The organism is Amycolatopsis tucumanensis, assembly GCF_021654135.1.
Classification (GTDB): Bacteria; Actinomycetota; Actinomycetes; order Mycobacteriales; family Pseudonocardiaceae; genus Amycolatopsis_E; species Amycolatopsis_E tucumanensis.
Genome location: NZ_JAKGSD010000022.1, coordinates 67,456 through 86,009 on the forward strand (window position 1 = coordinate 67,456; position 18,554 = coordinate 86,009).

At 69.1% G+C, this 18,554-nt stretch carries 20 protein-coding genes; 18 read left to right on the forward strand and 2 right to left on the reverse strand.

Annotated elements, in window-relative coordinates; genetic code table 11:
• Window position 1: 1 nt before the first annotated feature.
• From L2C96_RS22105 to L2C96_RS22115, 3 genes are read left to right on the forward strand one after another with little or no spacing between them, the layout of a single operon-like run.
• The gene (locus L2C96_RS22105; protein WP_237337568.1) at window positions 2-334 is read left to right on the forward strand and encodes a hypothetical protein; all 333 of its coding nucleotides are present in this window, start codon (window positions 2-4) and stop codon (window positions 332-334) included.
• A gap of 41 nt (window positions 335-375) precedes the next feature.
• Window positions 376-1,509 carry an IS701 family transposase gene (locus tag L2C96_RS22110; protein WP_237337569.1) on the forward strand — a complete coding sequence of 378 codons (1,134 nt, stop codon included), beginning with the start codon at window positions 376-378 and terminating at the stop codon, window positions 1,507-1,509.
• A complete protein-coding gene (locus tag L2C96_RS22115) occupies window positions 1,506-1,646 on the forward strand; it encodes a hypothetical protein (protein WP_237337570.1) in 141 nt (46 codons plus the stop codon). Before L2C96_RS22110 ends, L2C96_RS22115 begins: the two co-directional genes overlap by 4 nt.
• A 174-nt stretch (window positions 1,647-1,820) precedes the next feature.
• Here L2C96_RS22115 and L2C96_RS22120 read toward each other — a convergent pair whose 3' ends face one another.
• The gene (locus L2C96_RS22120; protein WP_237337571.1) at window positions 1,821-2,573 is read right to left on the reverse strand and encodes a DUF5753 domain-containing protein; all 753 of its coding nucleotides are present in this window, start codon (window positions 2,571-2,573) and stop codon (window positions 1,821-1,823) included.
• Between the two features lie 383 nt (window positions 2,574-2,956).
• Between L2C96_RS22120 and L2C96_RS22125 the strand changes: the two genes are divergently transcribed.
• Both L2C96_RS22125 and L2C96_RS22130 read left to right on the forward strand, forming a co-directional pair.
• The gene (locus tag L2C96_RS22125) at window positions 2,957-3,232 is read left to right on the forward strand and encodes a winged helix-turn-helix domain-containing protein (RefSeq protein ID WP_237337572.1); all 276 of its coding nucleotides are present in this window, start codon (window positions 2,957-2,959) and stop codon (window positions 3,230-3,232) included.
• Window positions 3,233-3,491: 259 nt separating this feature from the next.
• On the forward strand, window positions 3,492-5,759 hold the full coding sequence (locus tag L2C96_RS22130) for a tetratricopeptide repeat protein (protein WP_308191171.1): 2,268 nt from the start codon (window positions 3,492-3,494) through the stop codon (window positions 5,757-5,759).
• 328 nt (window positions 5,760-6,087) lie between these two features.
• Here the strand turns inward: L2C96_RS22130 and L2C96_RS22135 are convergent, their stop codons facing one another.
• Entirely contained in the window at window positions 6,088-6,729 is a 642-nt protein-coding gene (locus L2C96_RS22135) for a prepilin peptidase (RefSeq protein WP_237337574.1), read from the reverse strand.
• A gap of 402 nt (window positions 6,730-7,131) precedes the next feature.
• On the opposite strand from L2C96_RS22135, the gene L2C96_RS22140 reads away from it, so the two are divergent.
• The 13 genes from L2C96_RS22140 to L2C96_RS22200 all read left to right on the forward strand — a co-directional run bounded on the left by L2C96_RS22140 (window position 7,132) and on the right by L2C96_RS22200 (window position 18,251).
• Window positions 7,132-7,548 carry a hypothetical protein gene (locus tag L2C96_RS22140; protein ID WP_237337575.1) on the forward strand — a complete coding sequence of 139 codons (417 nt, stop codon included), beginning with the start codon at window positions 7,132-7,134 and terminating at the stop codon, window positions 7,546-7,548.
• Window positions 7,542-8,567, forward strand: a complete 1,026-nt coding sequence (locus tag L2C96_RS22145; RefSeq protein WP_237337576.1) for a hypothetical protein — start codon at window positions 7,542-7,544, stop codon at window positions 8,565-8,567. The genes L2C96_RS22140 and L2C96_RS22145 overlap by 7 nt, the downstream gene beginning before the upstream one ends.
• A 97-nt stretch (window positions 8,568-8,664) precedes the next feature.
• Complete coding sequence (locus L2C96_RS22150; protein WP_237337577.1) at window positions 8,665-9,372, forward strand: SAF domain-containing protein; 708 nt, start codon at window positions 8,665-8,667, stop codon at window positions 9,370-9,372.
• Complete coding sequence (locus L2C96_RS22155; protein ID WP_237337578.1) at window positions 9,372-10,280, forward strand: CpaE/TadZ family protein; 909 nt, start codon at window positions 9,372-9,374, stop codon at window positions 10,278-10,280. Before L2C96_RS22150 ends, L2C96_RS22155 begins: the two co-directional genes overlap by 1 nt.
• Entirely contained in the window at window positions 10,277-11,659 is a 1,383-nt protein-coding gene (locus L2C96_RS22160) for a TadA family conjugal transfer-associated ATPase (protein ID WP_237337579.1), read from the forward strand. The genes L2C96_RS22155 and L2C96_RS22160 overlap by 4 nt, the downstream gene beginning before the upstream one ends.
• Window positions 11,656-12,573 (forward strand): type II secretion system F family protein, encoded by a 918-nt coding sequence (locus L2C96_RS22165; RefSeq protein ID WP_237337580.1) that lies wholly within the window; start codon window positions 11,656-11,658, stop codon window positions 12,571-12,573. Before L2C96_RS22160 ends, L2C96_RS22165 begins: the two co-directional genes overlap by 4 nt.
• Window positions 12,570-13,463 carry a type II secretion system F family protein gene (locus tag L2C96_RS22170; RefSeq protein ID WP_237337581.1) on the forward strand — a complete coding sequence of 298 codons (894 nt, stop codon included), beginning with the start codon at window positions 12,570-12,572 and terminating at the stop codon, window positions 13,461-13,463. Before L2C96_RS22165 ends, L2C96_RS22170 begins: the two co-directional genes overlap by 4 nt.
• A 50-nt stretch (window positions 13,464-13,513) precedes the next feature.
• Window positions 13,514-13,714, forward strand: coding sequence for a hypothetical protein (locus L2C96_RS22175; protein WP_237337582.1), 201 nt, complete (start codon window positions 13,514-13,516; stop codon window positions 13,712-13,714).
• Window position 13,715: 1 nt separating this feature from the next.
• On the forward strand, window positions 13,716-14,159 hold the full coding sequence (locus L2C96_RS22180; RefSeq protein WP_237337583.1) for a TadE/TadG family type IV pilus assembly protein: 444 nt from the start codon (window positions 13,716-13,718) through the stop codon (window positions 14,157-14,159).
• Window positions 14,156-14,686 (forward strand): TadE/TadG family type IV pilus assembly protein, encoded by a 531-nt coding sequence (locus L2C96_RS22185; RefSeq protein WP_237337584.1) that lies wholly within the window; start codon window positions 14,156-14,158, stop codon window positions 14,684-14,686. The genes L2C96_RS22180 and L2C96_RS22185 overlap by 4 nt, the downstream gene beginning before the upstream one ends.
• Window positions 14,683-15,129: a hypothetical protein gene (locus tag L2C96_RS22190; RefSeq protein ID WP_237337585.1), complete on the forward strand. Its 447-nt coding sequence runs from the start codon at window positions 14,683-14,685 to the stop codon at window positions 15,127-15,129. Before L2C96_RS22185 ends, L2C96_RS22190 begins: the two co-directional genes overlap by 4 nt.
• Window positions 15,130-15,150: 21 nt before the next feature.
• Window positions 15,151-15,537 carry a hypothetical protein gene (locus L2C96_RS22195; protein ID WP_237337586.1) on the forward strand — a complete coding sequence of 129 codons (387 nt, stop codon included), beginning with the start codon at window positions 15,151-15,153 and terminating at the stop codon, window positions 15,535-15,537.
• A gap of 59 nt (window positions 15,538-15,596) precedes the next feature.
• On the forward strand, window positions 15,597-18,251 hold the full coding sequence (locus tag L2C96_RS22200; RefSeq protein WP_237337587.1) for a BTAD domain-containing putative transcriptional regulator: 2,655 nt from the start codon (window positions 15,597-15,599) through the stop codon (window positions 18,249-18,251).
• Window positions 18,252-18,554: the final 303 nt, after the last annotated feature.

An 18,554-nucleotide genomic window follows, 5' to 3' on the forward strand; every position in this document is an offset into this window, starting at 1 on the left:
CTTGACCAGCGACAAGATGGCGCTGGAGCTGAACTTCAACCACGTATGGGGGCGCTGGGGCGCGGCGGCGCGGTTCCCCAGTCTGGGCGGCATGAACCCGGGCAACCTGTTCTGGGGCGACGTTCACCGGTCCGCCGCGCGCAGGTGGGCCTCAACCGCGTGGGAGATCGACGGACAGTGGATTAGGCCCTACCTGAGAGATGGTTGGATGCTCGAGGAAGTCGCAACCTGCTTGGACGATTTCGCGGACGACCGTGCATCAGCGGCCGATTGGCTTGAACTCGGACGTTTTTATGTGGACAGGTTCACGGCAGAGGAGAAGATCCTCGGCTAATACTGCAACGGCAGTTGGCAGTGTTGTGGTAGATCATCCTCGTGGTGGTCGATGTGGTGATGGAGCAGCTGGATCGGGTGCATGAGCGGATCGGGGGCCGGTTCGCGCGGTCGGAACCGCGTGGTCGTGCGCGGGTGTATGTGTCCGGGCTGGTCGCGGGCTTGGAGCGGAAGAACGGGTGGACACTGGCCGAGCAGGCCGGCGAGATGTCGCCGGATGGGATGCAGCGGCTGCTGCGCTGGGCGGACTGGGACATCGACGGCGTGCGGGACGACGTCCGGGACTACGTGATCGAGCACCTCGGCGAGCCGGGCGGGGTGTTGATCGTGGACGACACCGGCTTCCTGAAGAAAGGCACACGCTCGGCCGGGGTGCAACGGCAGTACTCCGGAACCGCCGGGCGGATCGAGAACTGCCAGATCGGAACCTTCCTCGCCTATGCATCGCCTCGTGGGCATGCGCTGATCGATCGCGAGCTATATCTGCCCGAGCCCTGGATCGCCGACCCTGCCCGGTGCCGACGGGCGGGGATACCGGAGGGAACCGAGTTCGAGACCAAGCCGCGGCAAGCCATGGCGATGCTGGGGCGCGCGTTCGCCGCGAAAGTGCCGTTCGCCTGGATCACCGCCGATGAGGCATACGGCCAGGTCAAGTATCTGCGGATGTGGCTGGAAGCTCACGATGCCGCGCATGTGCTGGCCACCAAGGTTAACGACACCCTGGTCACCACCGGCGGCCGCGAGGCCCGAGCCGACGAGCTGATCGCGGGCCTGCCCACCCGGTCGTGGCGGAGGCTGTCGGTCGGCGCCGGGGCGCACGGGCCGCGGGAGTACGACTGGGCGCGGGTGCCGATCCGGATCGGCTGGCAGCCCGGACGCGGGCACTGGCTGCTCGCCCGCCGCTCACTCTCGGATCCGACCGAGATCGCCTACTACGTCTGCTACGGACCCCGCCGCTCGAGCCTGCTGGACCTGGCCTGGATCGCCGGCACCCGCTGGCGGATCGAAGAATGCTTCCAGCAGGCCAAGAACGAAGCCGGACTCGATCACTACCAGGTCCGGTCATGGCGCGCATGGTATGCCCACATCACGCTGTCGATGCTCGCCCATGCCTGGCTCGCCGTCTCCAGATCCCTTGCCATAAAAGGGGAATCGGTGTCAGCGAGCCGGGCATGATCGGGTTCACGCTACCGGAGATCCGACGACTGCTCACCAAACTCGTCCTGCGTGTCGCCGACACCGCCGAGCACGTCTGGGCCTGGTCATCCTTCCGCCGCCGACGACAACACCAAGCCCGCCTCAGCCACTACTAACAACGCGGCTACCCACTCACCTAACTGCCGTTGCAGTACTAAGCCACGATCCGGGGCGGCTAGGTCACCCGCCGCGAGGGCTGTGAAGGCCAAAGGGGCCACTTTCGTCAAGACCTTACGGGCATTACTTCGTGTGGTCGGGTACCGAGGGCAAGGTGGCTTGCGTTGCTCCGCTCAGCTCTCCGCGCACATCAGTGTGCGAAGTGCTTTCTCGAGATGATCGTGAGTCTGCTCGGCGGTTAACGCGAGACTGCCCAACTCGGCCAGGAGCGTCCGGTACCGTGCAACGACCTCCGGATAGGCCAGGTAGGTCGCGGTGTCGAGGTGCTTGAGGTAGACGACACTGTGGCCACCTTCGCGGTCGTACAGGACGAAAGCACCATGCTGACCGTCGTGCCAATCGAGTCTGTCCGGAACGACTCGCAGTTCGACGTTCTCCTGATCGACAGCCGAAAGCAGCCGTTCGATCTGCTCGGCCATGACGTTATCGCCGCCTACCCGTGATTCCAGCGCCGACATTCCGAGAAACACATTGTACTGTTTTGCCCTGTTCTGGAAAATCAAGCTCTGACGTCCAAGTTTCAACGCCACGTCCTGCGCAGGGTTCCTCGGCTCGGTACGGCGAGCATATCTCGCGGTTTGCAGAAGGTCGGGAACTCGCAGCGGTGACCATTCCGCGACCACGGTTGCTTCTGACTCGACTTCGAGGACTTCGGTCACTTGATCGGAGACGCCGAACAAGCCCACGGCGCCGCCGTGCGCGCTGACCCACCGGGTGACCTGCAGCAGATCCTCGCGTGCGCGGTCAGTTAGGCCGAGGGCGTCGGCGAAGGCCGATGTCTGGTCCTCTGAGGGGACAAGCGAGCCGTCGAGCCACCGGCTCAGCGTTGTGTGTGCCACGCCGAGGCCTTTCGCGATCGCCCGCATGCTCGTTTGCGGAGAGCGGGTCGACCAGTGGGCCCGAAGGAGTCGCGCCAAGGGCTGATCTCCGCTCGCAGGTATGCCTCCGCCGTGACTCGACATGAAGTGAAGAGTACAGACGCAGATCTCTTCCTGCGAACGACCCGATTGGGCTATTGCTGCCTCGTATCGACGTAATGCACGGTCGATGGTGGTGCGGTGACCGGGACCGCCCGCACCAAACATTAGGAAGAGGGAGTCATGTGGCGTTCAGAATTGTTTGCCCGGTCGTTGTCCAGGTTTGTTGGCCGAATCAAGGGGCAGCCTGGTTGTCGTCATGCGAAGGCTAGGCGGGAGAAGGTTGTCCTCAACGAAAAGAATGGCTGGGGGCGAGTTCGTGGAGTTCGGCGATGACCGAACGAGTCCGTGAACCCCACTATCGATATCTCGTCGCTTTTGAGGCCATCAAGTCGCGCATCGAAGCTGGGGAGTTGCCGCCGAATGCGCCGCTTCCGGCTGAGCGGCGTCTCGCACAGGAACTCGGCTTCGCTATCGGGACGGTTCGGCATGCGACTCGGCTACTTCGAGAGCATGGCTTCGTCGTCACTGTCCGGTCGAAGGGAACGTTCGTTGCGCCCGACGTTGGTCCATCGGATGGGGGTGAGAATGATGCAATACAGGAATAGGGAGTTCCTCTGCAGATGTCCTGAGTAGTTTTACTCAGCACCCCGTCGTCTTTTTACTTATGGTCCCTCACCCATCTGGGGTAACTGGGTTTCGGTCGGTTGCATGGAGTCAACTGATCAAGGTATGCAAGTGATGTTGCTGCGGGAGTGTCGATGCTGCTGTAAGACCAGGTCCCCAACGGTCACCGGGCATGGCGCAGTACGTATCTGAAGGGTCTGTACCCGTGTTGCGGTGCGGAGCCCGCTGGTCGGGGGGAACGTGAGGTCGATCAACAGCTTCGCGGCGGCCGTCCATCGTTGGCGGCGAGAGCGCGGTATGTCGCTGGGCGACGTCGCGGTTCGGGCAGGCTACAGCGTCAGCTACCTGTCGAAGATGCTGCATGGCCATCGCCGCCTACTGCCCTCAGTCGTCACGCGGATCGACGAGGTGCTAGGCGCGAGCGGTGAGCTCGAGCGGATCGCGCGCGACCAGGAGCCGTCGCGGCGGCCCCCGCCCAGGCCGATGCAATTGCCTTCGGGTGCTGCCGACTTCGTCGGCCGCGAAGCATACCTGCATCAGCTCGACACCGCCTTGATCACGAGGGCTCGGCCAGGCGCCGCAGCCACCATCGTCATCGAGGGCGGATTCTGGGTGGGTAAGACCGAACTGGCGCTGCAATGGGCCGCTCGCGTCCAGTCACGCTTTCCTGGTGGCTGCCTCTTCGCCGACATGCGGGGCTTGGCTCCCGGGGTGGCCGCTGACCCTGACGAGGTGCTGGACGCCTTCTTGCAGGCACTCGGTGCGCCGCCGGAAGCCCTGCGCGGTTCCACTGGTGACCGAGCGGCCCATTACCGTTCGCTGTTGGCACAGCGACCTGCGCTCGTCGTGCTGGACAACATCGCGAGTTATGACCAGGTGCACCACCTGTTGCCGGGAGCCGGCAGCGCCGTCGTGCTAACCAGTCGAGAGCACCAGTCCGCCCTCTTGCTGCGCAGCGGCGGCCTGCACATGGAGCTGCCGCCACTGTCGCGGGAGGAGGCGCTGACGCTACTGAGGCGCCGGGTCGGCGAAGCGCGAGTCGACGTCGAAGTCTCAGCGGCCGAGGCGTTGATCGAGAGGTGTGGCAGGCTTCCGATGGCCGTCCTCATCGCGGCGGAGCACATCCAGCAACATCACCACGGCTCGTTGGCGGGTTTCGCCGGCGAACTGACGGCCGAAGCGCGCCGGCTCGATCTGTTCGCCTCGACGGAGCCTGCGGTCAACATCCACGGCGTCATTGACCTGTCGTACCTTGCCCTCCCGCTGCGTGCCCGGCGGGTGTTCAGGCTGACGGGAATCAGCCCGGCCCCGCTCATGAGTGCGGAATCCACAGCTGCGCTGACCGGGCTGTCCCGGGACGAGTCGCGTGAGGATCTGGATCTGCTGCGCGCTGCACACCTGCTTGAAGACGTTCAGGGCGGCCGGTTTCGGATGAACGACCTCCTGCACGCCTACGCGCATCAACGCGCAGTCGTCGAGGAGTCTCTCGCGGAAGTGGAGCGAGCGCACGATCGTGTGCTGCGCTGGTACACCGCGACGGCTTGGCACGCTGCCAACGCGTTGGCCCCGCATTGGTCAGGGATGGCGTTGGCTCCGGACGCCGGTCGCGAGATCGAGCCGCTGACCTTCGAGGACAGCGGTTATGAAGGCGCGATGGCTTGGTGTGACGCGGAGGCGGAAACGGCGATCCACGTCGCCCGACGAGCGAAGAGCCACGTCGCGCGAGATGCGGTGTGGATGCTGCCGACCCTGTTCCTGCCGTACTTCTACATCACCAAGCAGTGGGGCAACTGGCTGACGGCGGCGACCGACAGCCTGGCAGCAGCACGCCGGTCAGGGAGTCGCCGTGGAATGGCCTGGTGTCTACACAGCCTTGGCTGGGCCCAGCACGAACTCGGTCGTACTGACGAAGCGTTGCACAACCTTCGCGACGCTCTCCGGTTGCGCAACGAACTCGGTGATGACGACCGTGTGCGAGGCTGGACGCTCTTCGCCCTGGGTACCGCCTGTCTCGGTGCGGGTGAGTGTGAGGAAGCACGCCGGCACCTCGACGAGGCTGACCAGCTCTTCGCTGAATTGGCCTTCTCGTTCGGAAGGGCGTTCACCTGCGCCTCTCTTGCGCATGTACACCAGGTTTTCGGTGATGTCACTGCCGCGACTCAAGCCGCGCTGGATGCCCTGACGTATGCCCAGGAGGTCCCAGCCGTGCCGGTGCTCAGCCTGGCACATCACCAGTACGGCCTCTTGTTGCTGGAACAACGGCACTACAGGACCGCATTGAGCCACTTCGATGCGGCGCTGAGGCTTCGACGGGCAAGTCGCGAGCGATGGGGCGAAGCTGACACCCTCATCGCGCGCGCCGACGCCCTGTCAAAGTCGGGCAATCTACCCGCGGCCCGCGTGTCGTATCACGAGGCCGCCGAGATCCTGGAGGCGCTTCACGATCCTCGCGCCCTCGACATCCGGACCCGGATCGCCAAACTCAACGCTGATCTCGACGACGCGTAAGGCGCGCGGAGTAACTGCCAGATGAAAACTCTTGTCGTTTTGACAAGATGAGCACAGGATCATCACCGAACGCAGGACAGAACTGTCCTCTGGGAACTGTTCCGTACCGCTCCTGGGTGCGACATAGTCGGCCCATGCGAGATCAACCTTTCGGGTTCACCGATTCAGCCGGGGGATCGATGACGCTGAAAGGTTTCGCGAGCCGGGTGGTGTCGTGCCCCCAGACTCCGCCCGGCTCATTCCTCCCCGCCACCGGGATCGCCCCGGGTGAGTCACTCCGAAGACGGTTACTGGCCTGGTCATTCCCGTGATTCGCCACGCGACGCGTCTAGCCGGTAACCGTGACCACAGCCAGCACGCCGCCGAGGAAACAGGGGCCGAACGGCACGACGGCCGCCCCGCGCTCATCTCGTGTATGTGCTCGCGGGATCGCGGAAAGCACCAAGGCCAGGACGGAAGCCACGAGCAGTGCAGCGGCGACGGCGGGCCAACCGGACCAACCCGTCACGAGGCCAACCACGGCGGCGAGCCGCACGTCCCCTGCGCCGATTCCGCCTCCGGTCGCCAGAGCCAGTATCAGACAGCATCCGGCCGAAGCCAGCAGAGCCCAGAGTGCTCGAAGGCCCGGGGCGGGATCAGCGCGGATCAACGACAGAGCCGCGAATCCCACCGCGGCGCCGACCAATTGGGGCAAGACCAACGCCCGGGGTAACCGATGTTCGCACCAGTCGATCACTGCCAACGGCACTCCCAGCACGGCCGCAACGCCGTACACGAAAACTTCACCACGGGTGCCGATTCGCCAACTGAGGAGCGCCAACACAGCTGCGGTGAGCACGGCGCCGAACCAGCGCGACCTGGCGACGGTGCCGCCCGTGAGCAGGAAGCGGCGAGTGAGGTCAACGGTTCCGGTGCCGAGCAGGGCGCCCGCAGCCGCCCAGCCTGCGGGCCACCACCAGTCGGTAGCCATGCTCTGCTCCAGGTCGCTTGTCAGGGCGTGAGTCTCCTGTCGGCCATCGTGCCAGCCCAGTGGCACCACGACCCGAACAACAGCGTGGAATGCGGTGGTACTTCGGGCAGTGTCCGCCCAACGGGTGAACTTCGCGTCAAACAGGCGGGGTCGATCTTCGGTGCGGCGAAGGTCGGATTGGACAAGAACGGTGAGCGCCCTCTGCCAGCGGCTTGCGCTCACCATCGAGAGTCGAGGCCGTGGGGGAACGCAATGGGAACACACCGTCGTCAGACGCTCGCCGGTATCGCGTGCGTCGCGTTCACTGTGGCCGGGTGCAGTTCCGGCGAGAGCGCGAACGTCGCCGAGCCGGCTCGGGCACCCGCACCTTCCTCCGCCGCCAGTGCCAGCTCGACTTCGCCCGTGGAGACCGCGCAGCAGAAGGCGGTGGACTCCTACCTGCGCATGTGGGAGGACGTCGCAGCCGTGGCGACTACCTCCGACTGGCAGTCGCCAAAGCTGGCCGACCACGCCACCGGCGACGCGCTGTCGGTGCTGTCCCGGCAGATGTACGCCGATCATTACAACGGGCTGGTCACGAGGGGAAAGCCGGTCAACAACCCGGTGGTCCAGTCCGTCGAGCCTCCGGACGTGCCCACCACAGTCCTGATCCGCGATTGCTCGGACGCCAGCAACTGGTTGAAGTACCGCGCCGACAACGGGCAGCTCGCTGATGACGAGCCCGGCGGAAAGCACTTGATCAACGCCGAGGTGAAGCTGGCTGTGGACGGCTCTTGGCGGGTGACCCGGTTCGCCGTCGAGGGGACCGGGACATGCTGATCGTCAGACGCGCCGGCGTCACCACAGTTCTGATCTCCATGGCACTGCTCGCCAGCGCAGCGCCGGCGATGGCGGGTGACTGGTACGGCGACGTCGACTGTGGTCAGAACCCGTATCCCGGGTGCGAGCTGGGAGCGGGCAGCCGCGACAACAGCGCACCCCAGCGCCGCCCGGTCGCAGTACCGTATCCGGGCACCCAACAGGCCCAGGAGCACAGGCTTGGCGAGAAGGCGCCGCCCCCTGGCGACCGCATTCTCGGCGGCGATTCCGGCCTGGCGAACTGTTCCTACGTCCGGAGCGACTACCAGCCGCCGTCCAATGGCGTGGCCACTGTGAGTCATCAGCCTCGTCCGGCGCGTGGCACGAGCGTGCATCTCGTCTCGCGCATCTCCGGCTACGCGAAGGGCGTGGTGCTGGCACAGGCTCCGGGGGAGAGCGGTGCGTGGTACGTCTACCAGTGTTCGGGCCCGGGCGGCCGGGATGCGCTGTACCGGGCTCCGGTATGGATTCCGGACGGTTCGGCGCCTGGGGCCGCGGCGTTGCCGTCGCCAGAGGAGTTGGCGGAGCACGCTCGGTCGCAGTTGCGGTTGCCCAGCCCCGTGATCGCGTCGAACCCTGCGGGCACGCAGCTTGTTCGGTTGCCGACGTGGTTGTGGGTGGACCGGGCGGTGTGGCAGCCGCGATCGGCGACGGCGTCGGTGCCTGGGGTGTCGGTCACGGCGACGGCGACTCCGACGTCGGTGTCGTGGTCGATGGGTGACGGCGGGACGCTGACGTGTACCGGCCCGGGGACTCCCTTCCCCGCGGGTGGCGACCCGCACGCCGCGTCGCCGGACTGCGGGCACACCTACCGGCGGTCGTCGGCGTTGGCGCCAGGGGAGCGGTTTCCGGCGGCGGCGACGGTGCACTGGCGCGTGACATGGTCGGGCGCTGGGGCGTCGGGCACGTTCCCGGACATGACGACGAGCGGTGCGGCGTCGTTCCGCGTCGCGGAAGCCCAAGCGTTGGGAACCGGATAAGACCCGCGATTCGACACAACCGAACTCTGTCCCTTTTCTGACTGCGTATTCCCCGTATGAATGCGCGGTTGGGCGAGCTTTGCCTGGAGGACCTACCGTGACCAGCACCGACACGCCCCACATTCGTGTTCAGGAAAGTTCTGCCGAATCGGCGGGACGATGGCTGAATTCCGCGGGGGCCCCGTCGGCGCCGCCTCGCCGGTCGCGCCGTCGGTTGCCGCACCTGGTGCTCGGTCTGCTCCTGGTCGTGGTGTGTGTTGGGGGCGCCTTGTGGTGGACCGCAGGCAGCGGGGACCGCGTGCCGGTGCTGGTGGTCGCGCGCCCGGTCACCGTGGGCCAGGTTCTGACGTCGGCGGATCTCCGTACTGCCGAGGTGGCGGTGCCGTGGGGTGTGGCGACCGTGCCCGCAGAACAGGTCTCGGGGGTGCTGGGGCGTCCGATGGCGACCAGCCTCGCGCCTGGTGCGCTGCTGACCCCGGACAGCGTCGGCGCTGCCGCGATCCCCGCACTCGGCCGGGCCGTGGCAGCGGTCGCGGTTAAGCCTGGCCAGTTTCCGCCCGAGCTCAGCCCCGGTGCGCCAGTGACGGTCGTCGTCACCGCCGACACCGCGGCGCCCGCCGTCGGCAGCGCGGGGCAGGGACAGGGCGTGCCCTGGCGAGCCACGGTCATCGGGGTCTCGCCCGCCGGCACCGATCAGGCCACGGTGGTGTCCCTGGAGCTGGAAAGCACCGCGGCCACCCAGCTGGCCCAGGTCCCGGCTGGGCAGCTTGCTCTGGTGATGCAAACGTCGGGAGGGACGCGCTGATGCTCATCGCTCTCGCCAGCTTGAAAGGCTCACCCGGCGTCACGACCCTTGCGGTGGCGCTCGCCATGCAGTGGCCCGAGGCCGCGCACGTACGGCGCCTGGTGGCCGAGATGGACCCGAGCGGGGGAGATCTGGCGATGCGGTTCGGGCTGCCCACGACCCCGGGCCTGGTCAGCCTCGCGGCTGCGGCGCGCCGCACTCGCGACCCCGCGATGGTGTGGGAGCACACCCAGGTCCTGCCCGGCGGCGCTCGTGTGCTGCCGGCTCCGCCGGGCGGGGTGCACGCCCGGGCCGCCTTGACCACGCTGACGGCGGCGCCGGACGGGCCAGTTCTGGACGCGACCGCCCGTGAGCCCGGCGTGTTGGTCCTGGCCGATTGCGGGCGGATCGATCCCGGCTCTCCGGCAGAGTCCCTCGCACGGCGCGCGGATGCGCTGGTGCTGGTCACCGGCACCTACGGGGACGATCTCGCGCACGTCGCCACGCGCCTGTCCGCGCTGTCGCGCTGGACGCCGCGGCCGGCGCTGCTGCTGACCGGGCTGGGCTACCCGACCCGTGACGTCGAGCGTGAGCTGGGCGTGCCGACGATCGGCCGGATCCCGCACGATCCGGCCACCGCGGCGGCGCTGGCCGGGCACCGCCCACCCGGCCGACGCCGCAGCGCCCTCGCGAGCAGCGTCGCCACGCTGGCTCGCACGCTGGCCGCTCCGCAGGAATCGGGCACGGCATCCAGTGGTCTCGCGAGTGTGCCCGGCGTTCCCGCCCAGCAGGTGCGCAATCCGGCCGGCACGGTCACCGGCCCACCCGACTCCGGTGGCTTCCTCCGCTCACCGCGTGAAGCCGAAACCGCGTCCAGTCGCAACGGCCATGGGGCGAATGGCCTGCCCGGAATGGAGTTTCCGCTATGACGTCGCTTGCCCACCCCACCTCCGCGAGGTCCGGGCACGACTCAGCGGCCGGGGATGCGGAGCAGCAGCTACGGGCACGGCTACGGCGCGTGCTGACCGCGGAGTTGCCGGAGCGGGTCGAAGCCGCCGCCCGGGCTGGGGAAGGCCCGTTGAGTGTGGCGCGGCGCCGGCAGATCGGCCGCGAGGTCTTAGAGGACGCGATCGCCGCGCACACCGAGGCCGAGTTGCTCGCCGGGCGCGTGCTGCTGGATCGCGCCGTGGAGCAGCGTGTCGCCGATCAGGTGTTGGACGAGGTGTTCGGTCTGGGCGGGTTGCAGCCGCTGCTGGCGGACAGCTCGGTGGAGACGATCAACGTCAACCGGTTCGACCGGGTCTTCGTCCAGTACGCCGACGGCCGCCGCGCTCAGGTCGCGCCGATCGCGGCGTCGAACGAGGAGCTGACGAATCTGGTACGTACGCTCGCGGCGCGCGCTTCCTCGGAGGAGCGCCGATTCGACCGCGGGTCGCCCGCGCTGAACCTGCAACTGCCCGGTGGTGAGCGGTTGTTCGCAGTCCTTGGGCTGACCGCGGGCGGGGTGACGGCGTTGACGGTGCGCCGCCACGGCTATCTGACCGCCACCCTTGCCCAGCTTCGCCGCCGCGGCACGTTGGACGCCGGCCTGGAGCGGTTTCTGCGTGCTCTCGTGCGCGCTCGGAAGAACCTGCTGATCACCGGCGGCACCGGCGCCGGGAAGACCACGCTGTTGCGGGCGCTGGCCGCGGAGATGGATCCGATGGAGCGCATCGTCACCGTGGAGGACGCGTTCGAACTCGGCCTCGGGCTGGACCCGGAGCTGCATGCCGACGTCACCGCGTTGCAGGCGCGGGAGGTGAACGTCGAGGGGGAGGGCGCGATCGACCAGGCCGAGCTGGTGCGCTGGGGGCTGCGCATGAGCCCGGACCGGGTGATCGTCGGAGAGATCCGCGGCGCCGAGGTGATCCCGATGTGCAACGCGATGAGCCAGGGCAACGACGGCTCGATGGCGACGTTGCACGCCTCGTCGTCGAAGATCGCGTTCACCCGGCTGGCGTCTTACGCCGCTCAGGGGCCGGAGCGGCTGCCGCTGGAGGCCACCGCGTTGCTGGTTGCCTCCGCCGTGCACTTCGTGGTCCACCTGGACCGGGCTGCCGACCGCACCACCCGCGTGATCGCCTCGATCCGGGAGGTCGTCGGGGCCGAGGGCGGCGCGGTGATCTCCAACGAGGTCTACCGGCGTGGTCCCGACCGGCGTGCGGTTCCCGTCGCGGGGGCTCTGCGGGCGGACACCCTCGATGACCTGGTCGCGGCCGGCTTCGATGCGGACCTGCTGGCCCAGCCCGAGGGTTGGTGGACGTCATGACTCTCGACACGGCGGTGGCCGCAGTGTTCGGTCTCGGTGCCGCGGCTGGGATCCTGCTGATCCTTGCCGCCTTGCGTCGACCGGCCGGGACGGTGTCGTCGACCTCAGCGTTCGGCGGGCGGCTGCGTGCTGTGCGCGGGCAGGATCGCGATCGCCGGTTCGTGCTGGGTGTGGTGCTCGCCGTCGGCGCCGGGCTGCTGACCGGCGCGGTCACGGGCTGGGTGGTCGGTGGGGTCCTGACCGGGGCGGCGGTGTGGTTCCTGCCGCGGCTTGTCGGTCCGGATCGCGCCCACGCGCGTCGCGTCGCCCGGATGGAGGCAATCGCGTCGTGGACGGAAATGCTGCGCGACGTGCTCGCGGCCGCGGCGGGGCTCGAGCAAGCCATCCTCGCCACCGCGCCGCTCGCGCCAGCGCCGATCCGCGGCGAGATCACCACGCTGGCCGCGCGGTTGGAAAGCGGGCAGCGGCTGGCGCCGGCGCTGCGCGGACTGGCGGGGGAGCTGGCCGACCCAACAGCGGACCTGGTGATCGCCTCCCTGGTGCTGGCTGCCGAGCACCAGGCGCGCCAGCTCGGCGACCTGCTCGGATCGCTGGCGACGACCGCCCGCGAGCAGGCCGCGATGCGGATGCGGGTCGAGACCGGGCGGGCGCGCACCCGCACCTCGGTGCGGGTCATCGTCGCCACCACCCTCGCCTTCGCCGCCGGAGTCGTGGTGTTCAACCGCGCCTATCTCGGCGTCTACGACACCGTCACCGGGCAGTTCGTGCTGCTGCTCATCGGGGGCCTCTTCGTCGCCGGGTTCGCCTGGCTCTCGCGCATCGCCGCCGGCGGCGACCAGGCCAGGGTGCTCACGCTGGACGTGCCGGCCGTCGAGAGCACGGCACCTGCCGCTCCCGGGGGTGAGCGCGCATGATCCCCGCCATCCTGTTCGGCACCGGGGCCGGTCTTGGCCTGTGGCTGCTCGTGGTCTGGGCGGTGCCACCGCGGCCCGCTCTCGGCGTTCGGCTGGCTCAAGTCAGCGCACAACGGCCCGTCGCACCGATCCTGCGTCCGGACGATGCGCCCTGGATCACCACCTGGGGGCGGGTGTTCGTGCCCGCCCTGCGCGCCGCGGGCCTTCCCGGCGCGAACCTGGTTAACGACCTGCGGGTCGTCGGCCGCGGTACCGATACCCATCTCGCGTCCAAGGCGGTGCTCGCGTTGGCCGGGTTGGCCGCGCCGTGGCTGCTGCAGGCGCTGCTGGCCCTCGGTGGTCTCTCCCTCGGGTTCGAGGTGCCGCTGCTGGCCGGGCTGGTGCTCGCCGGCCTCGGCTTTCTGGTCCCGGATCTCGATGTCCGCGCCCGGGCAGCCCGGCAGCGGCGGGAGTTCCGCACTGCCTTGTCGGCGTTCCTGGACCTGGTGTGGATCACCCTCGCCGGCGGCGCCGGTGTCGAGGGCGCGCTGCTGGATGCCGCCGCCGTCGGCCACGGCCCCGCGTTCGACAAGATCCAGCGCGCACTGGACGCCGCGCAGCTGACCCGCACCACGCCCTGGAACACCCTGCGCCGGTTGGGCGAGGAACTCGACATCCCCGAGCTGTCCGAACTCGCCGCCTCGATCTCCCTGGCCGGCACCGAAGGCGCCCGAGTCCGCGGATCCCTGGCGGCGAAAGCACAAACGCTGCGCACCCATCAGGTCACCGACGCCGAAGCCGATGCGCAGGCCGCCACCGAACGCATGGCACTGCCGGTGACGCTGCTGTTCATCGGGTTCCTCGGCTTCATCGCCTACCCGGCCCTCATTCAAGTCCTCAATGGACTCTAGGTCGGCCTGGGCGACGGAAAGGATTGCACGACAAGGAAAGAGGCGAACTCATGTTGTATCACTGCCGGACAGTGTGGAGCCTGATCCGGGCGCGGACCATGCTGCTGCGGGAAGACCCGGAGCGCGGCGAGATCACCACGACGGTCATCGTGACCGCCCTGATGGCCATCGCCGCGATCGCCATCATCGCGATCATCGTCGCGAAACTCACCGAGAAGGCGAATTCCATCGACCTCGGCCTCGGCGGTTGAGGTGTACGGCGCAAGAATCGCCGGTCCCATCCGGAGGGCGACCGGACAGGCCCTGCGGGGCGACCGCGGCGAGGTCACCGTCGAACTGGTCATCGCCACACCGCTGCTCCTGCTGGCGTTGCTGGCGATCGTCCAGTTCGCGCTGTGGTCACACGCCACCCACGTCGCGCAAGCCGCGGCCTCCCAGGCGCTCGCCGCCGCCCGCATGCAGAACGGCACCTCCTCTACAGGACATACTGCGGGGCAACGCCTGCTGGACGAGCTGGCGTCCGGTCCGCTACGGAACTCGCGGCTGGATGTGGCCCGCAGCGCAACCTCGGTGGCGGTGAGGGTCCAGGGCGAGGCGACCCCGGTGCTGCCAGGCGTGCATCTGCACGTGCAGGCCGAAGTGTTCGGTGAGGTCGAACGCTTCTTGCCCGATGTCGCCAGCGGGAGTGCGTCATGACGCGCACGGGTGACGGCACTCGGGCGACGATCGGACTTGGTGTCGCGCGGCCCCCGGCCGGCAAGGGCAGATGCGGGGCCGGTGTCGAGACTGCGCGGCGGTGGTGGAGCGGTGAGCGGGGATCGGTCACCGCGGAGGCGGTGCTGGTCGCGCCGCTGCTGGTCATGCTGATCGTGTTTGTCGCCGTCGTGGTGCACCGCGGGGTGGATGCCCGGTTGCGGCTCGACGACGCCGCGCACCAGGCGGCCCGAGCTGCCAGCATGCAACGCAGCAGCCCGGCGGCCACCGACGCCGCGCGCGCGACCGCTGCGAATGCGCTGGCCCAGGCCGGGGTGGTGTGCGGGGGCGTCACAACCAGTCTCAGTGGCGCGGTGGTGCCAGGCGGCACGCTCACCGTCAGCGTGCGGTGCACAGTGGACTTCGAAGAGGCAGTTCTACTCGGGGTTCCGGGTAGCACCACGCTGGAATCGACGGCCAGCGAGGTCGTCGACACTTACCGCTCCCAGACGGCCGGGACCACGCCATGATCAGCCGACGCTGGCAGGGATGGCGTGCGTGGTGGGTGGGCGAGGACGGCCGGGTGTCGGCGTTCGTGCTCGCTCTCATGCTGGGCCTGCTGGCCTTGGCTGGGTTGAGCCTGGACGGCGGTCTTGCGCTCGCGAGCAAGGTCCGTGCCGGCGGTCAGGCCGAGTCCGCGGCCCGCGCCGGCGCTCAGGCCCTGGATCTGACCGCCTACCGCGCGACTGGTGAGGTCCGGCTCGACCCCGCCCGTGCGCGGGACTTGGCGCAGCGCTACCTGTCCGCGGTCGGCGCCACCGGCGCTGTCCAGGTCGCGGGGGACACCGTCACGGTGCAGGTCACGACCACTTACCGCACCCAGTTGCTCTCGTTGATCGGCATCGACGACATCCACGCCCACGGCAGCGGCGCGGCCCATCCCCAGCGCGGCGTCACCGCCGTCGAACCGTAACAGCAGGGAAGGAGACCCGGCATGGTCACATCGGAAGAGGAAATCACCCGCCGTCTCAGCGAGAAGGACACCGCTCGCAGCGCCCGCCGCGCCGAGGCGGCCACCATGGTGGGCGAGCTTGCCCGTCGGCACGCCGCGCTCGCCGCCCAGGTTGCCGAGCTCGAGCGCGAACTCGGCGAGGTCCTGACCGCGGCCGGGGATGTCATCGACGTCTCCGAGCTGGCCCAGGTCACCGACATCCCCGCCGCTGACCTGACACGCTGGCGCGACAGCAGCAGCCGCGGCAAACGCCGTCGCAGCACGACAACGAAGGCCCGCAGCGGTGCCACCAACGGCCACCCCACGACCATTCCGCGTCCCACGCCGAAGCAGTCGGCCGAGTCCGCTGTGGCGGCCGCGAGCACGTGATGGTGCCGCTCACCCGCCGAGCCCGGCCGCTTCGTGCTGCCCGGCTCCTGGGGCGGGCGGTGCGCGGGCTGGTGGCTGCGGCGATGCTGCTCGCGCTGGTCGGCGGTCTGCCGTGGGCGTTGGTGCGGTTCGTGGGCTGGCCGCTGCCGGATCACCTGCCCACCCTGGACGAGATCGGCGCCGTGCTGATGGCTCCGATGTCCACGAGCTTCCTGCTCGACGGCGTGGCGTGCCTGGCGTGGCTGCTGTGGTTCGTCTTCGCCCTTGAGGTCGCCGCCTGCGCCCTGGATGTGGCAAGCGGGGCACGAGCGCTCGAACTGCGGCTGCGGACCGGACCGCTTCGCCGTGTCGCCGCCGTGCTGGTGGGCACGCTGCTGGTGGCCGTGCTCGGCCGCGCCGCCAGCGCCGCACCGGTCACCTCCGTCGACCCGGCACGGCCGGCGGGCCACGCGCCCGTCGTCGCGACCGCCCCCGCCTGGACCGCCACCCAACCGGAGAGCCACACGGCTCTCTCTTGTCCGCCGGGAACCGAGCGCGTCCGCGAGGCGGCCAACGGGGTGCACGACTCTCTGTGGCGTGTCGCGCAGCGGTGCCTCGGTGACGGCGACCGCTGGCCCGAAATCTGGGCCCTCAACCAAGGCAGCACCCAACCCAGCGGGCGCCTGCTGACCAACCCGAACCGGATCCACCCCGGGGACGTTCTCCGGCTCCCCGCTCAGGTCACCCCGGTGCCGCCCTCGGCCACCGGGGAGGACACCCCGCCTCCCGCACCGCAAACGCCGACCCCCACCGGGACACCGGCACCCGCACCGGCGAGGCCGGCTGACCCGCCGGCGGAGGACATCGGCGGGGGCGGGGTTACCTGGGGCGGCGAGATCTTCGTCAGCCTGGGCTTAGCGGGGGCCGTGAGCGCTCTGCTGGTGCTCGCACGGCGCCGGCGCCACGCGCGCTACCGGCCTGGCAGCGGCCGACGCGCCGACGATCTGCCTATCCCGCCCGCGGTGTACCAGCTGCGGCTGGCCCACCTGCGCGCCCAACACGGCGACGAGGACGAGGCGCTCCAGGCCGAGACCGCCGACACCGAATCCCCAGCTGGACCGCGCAGCGAGGACCAGATGCAGGTCCTCGCTGCGCGCGTCCGGCACGTCGTCCCCGCGCTGCGTTGGGACAGTGGCCTCGACACAGCCGTCCGGGAGGTCGACGGCAACGAGATCGAGCAGATCGCGCTCGATCTCGCGGCGGTGCATGGCCTCGGCCTGGTCGGCCCCGGTGGCTACGCCGCGGCCCGGGCCCTCGTGCTCGCCGCCCTCACCACCACCGACGGCCCGGTCACGGTGCTCGTCCCCGCCGACGACCTCACCCGCCTGCTCGGCCTTCCGGTCGCCGGACCGCTCCCGGACCGGATCACGGTGGTCGCGGACCTCGATGCGGCGCTGACCGTTCTCGACTCCCATCCCACGCACCAGGAGTCTCGGCAACCGGGCCTGCGCACCATCCTGGTTGCGTCCCCGCCACGCGAGCCAGAGCCGCAAACACGACTGCAGCAGCTGCTGGACAACGGCGCGCCATCGGGCATCAGCGCCGTCCTGCTAGGCCAATGGCGCGCCGGCGTGACCGCCTACGTCACTAGTGACGGGATCATCTCCGCGACCGACCCCGGGCACGGTGAGCCCCTGCGGGGCGCACGGGCCTTCACCCTGCCCGACACCGCCACCCGCGACCTGCTGGCCTTCCTCCACACCACCCAATCGCCCCAACCTTCACAGCCCCACGACGAGTCATCCGCCGAGGAGGCTGCGCCAGCCGACAGAACCCAGCGGCTGGAGATCGTCACCGGCCCACCACCCGCCGAGTCCGACGACGACCATCCCGCCCCACCGACGACCGAAGACAGATCGCCCGGGGTGCACACCCCGTTGACGCTGGCCATCTTCGGCGGGCCGACCCTGCATTGGCGGCCCGACCCTAACCGGCCGGGCGACCTGAGTGACGTGACCGGACACCTGACCAGCCGGCTGCTCGAGCTGCTGGTGTTCCTCGCCGTCCACCCCCGCGGCGTGTCCCGGGACGCGATCGTCGATGCCCTCTGGCCCGACCACCCGCCCCGCAACCCGGCGAGCGTCCTGCGCACCGTGCTCTCCCGCATCCGCCGGGCCCTCGACACCGCCACCCGCGGAACGATCCCGGACCTCGTGCTGGGCGAGCACGGCCACTACCGCCTCAACCCGGCCCTCGTCCACGTGGACTACTGGGCCTTCACCGACGCGGTCTCCCGCCGCCGCACCGCCCCCACTCCCGACCAACGCATCGAGGCCTACGAGGCAATCGTGGCTTGCTACGGCGGCACCCTCGCCGACGGACTGGACGCCGAATGGCTCACCGCCGCGCGTGAAGCGACCCGGCGGGACGCCCTCGACGCCGTCGCCGCGCTCGCCCGCGCCCACGTCGACACAGACCCCGACTACACCCTGGACCTCCTGGAAACCGCGCGCGCATTCGACCCGCACAACGAACTGCTCTACCGCGACATCATGCGCCTGCAACACGTACTCGGAAAGCACGACGCCATCTCCCGCACCCTGACCCTGCTGCACACCCGCCTCACCGAAATCGACGCCACACCCACCCCCGACACCATCGACCTCGCACAGCGACTACGCGCCTACCACACCGGAATCCCCACCGAGAAAACTCGCCCCTCCCCGGAACCATGAATCGGCGCACGAACGCGACTCGATGGAGGAAAAAGACTCGTCGGGAACAACGAAATACCTCGATTACCAGCCCCCAATCGGGCGGATCCAATGCTAACGTCGACGTGGCAGAACCACCGTCAAGGCCGGAAAAGAACTCCGTGCGCACCTTTCCAAATGTCTTTTTTCGATCGCGGGGATCGCGGGACCAGCGCCCGCAATTCTGTCGTGTGCGTGCGAACGATCTCAGGCAGAAGGGCGCCGGTGGGGACCTCGCCAGCGGCCGACCATCCCGTGCTGTCGCTGCGGGGCTACCTGCCGCGG

Coding starts and splice junctions, on each gene's coding strand:
- L2C96_RS22115 (WP_237337570.1), top strand. CDS start 1,506: ATGATCGGGTTCACGCTACCGGAGATCCGACGACTGCTCACCAAACTC.
- L2C96_RS22120 (WP_237337571.1), bottom strand. CDS start 2,573: ATGCGGGCGATCGCGAAAGGCCTCGGCGTGGCACACACAACGCTGAGC.
- L2C96_RS22125 (WP_237337572.1), top strand. CDS start 2,957: ATGACCGAACGAGTCCGTGAACCCCACTATCGATATCTCGTCGCTTTT.
- L2C96_RS22135 (WP_237337574.1), bottom strand. CDS start 6,729: ATGGCTACCGACTGGTGGTGGCCCGCAGGCTGGGCGGCTGCGGGCGCC.
- L2C96_RS22145 (WP_237337576.1), top strand. CDS start 7,542: ATGCTGATCGTCAGACGCGCCGGCGTCACCACAGTTCTGATCTCCATG.
- L2C96_RS22155 (WP_237337578.1), top strand. CDS start 9,372: ATGCTCATCGCTCTCGCCAGCTTGAAAGGCTCACCCGGCGTCACGACC.
- L2C96_RS22160 (WP_237337579.1), top strand. CDS start 10,277: ATGACGTCGCTTGCCCACCCCACCTCCGCGAGGTCCGGGCACGACTCA.
- L2C96_RS22165 (WP_237337580.1), top strand. CDS start 11,656: ATGACTCTCGACACGGCGGTGGCCGCAGTGTTCGGTCTCGGTGCCGCG.
- L2C96_RS22170 (WP_237337581.1), top strand. CDS start 12,570: ATGATCCCCGCCATCCTGTTCGGCACCGGGGCCGGTCTTGGCCTGTGG.
- L2C96_RS22175 (WP_237337582.1), top strand. CDS start 13,514: ATGTTGTATCACTGCCGGACAGTGTGGAGCCTGATCCGGGCGCGGACC.
- L2C96_RS22185 (WP_237337584.1), top strand. CDS start 14,156: ATGACGCGCACGGGTGACGGCACTCGGGCGACGATCGGACTTGGTGTC.
- L2C96_RS22190 (WP_237337585.1), top strand. CDS start 14,683: ATGATCAGCCGACGCTGGCAGGGATGGCGTGCGTGGTGGGTGGGCGAG.
- L2C96_RS22195 (WP_237337586.1), top strand. CDS start 15,151: ATGGTCACATCGGAAGAGGAAATCACCCGCCGTCTCAGCGAGAAGGAC.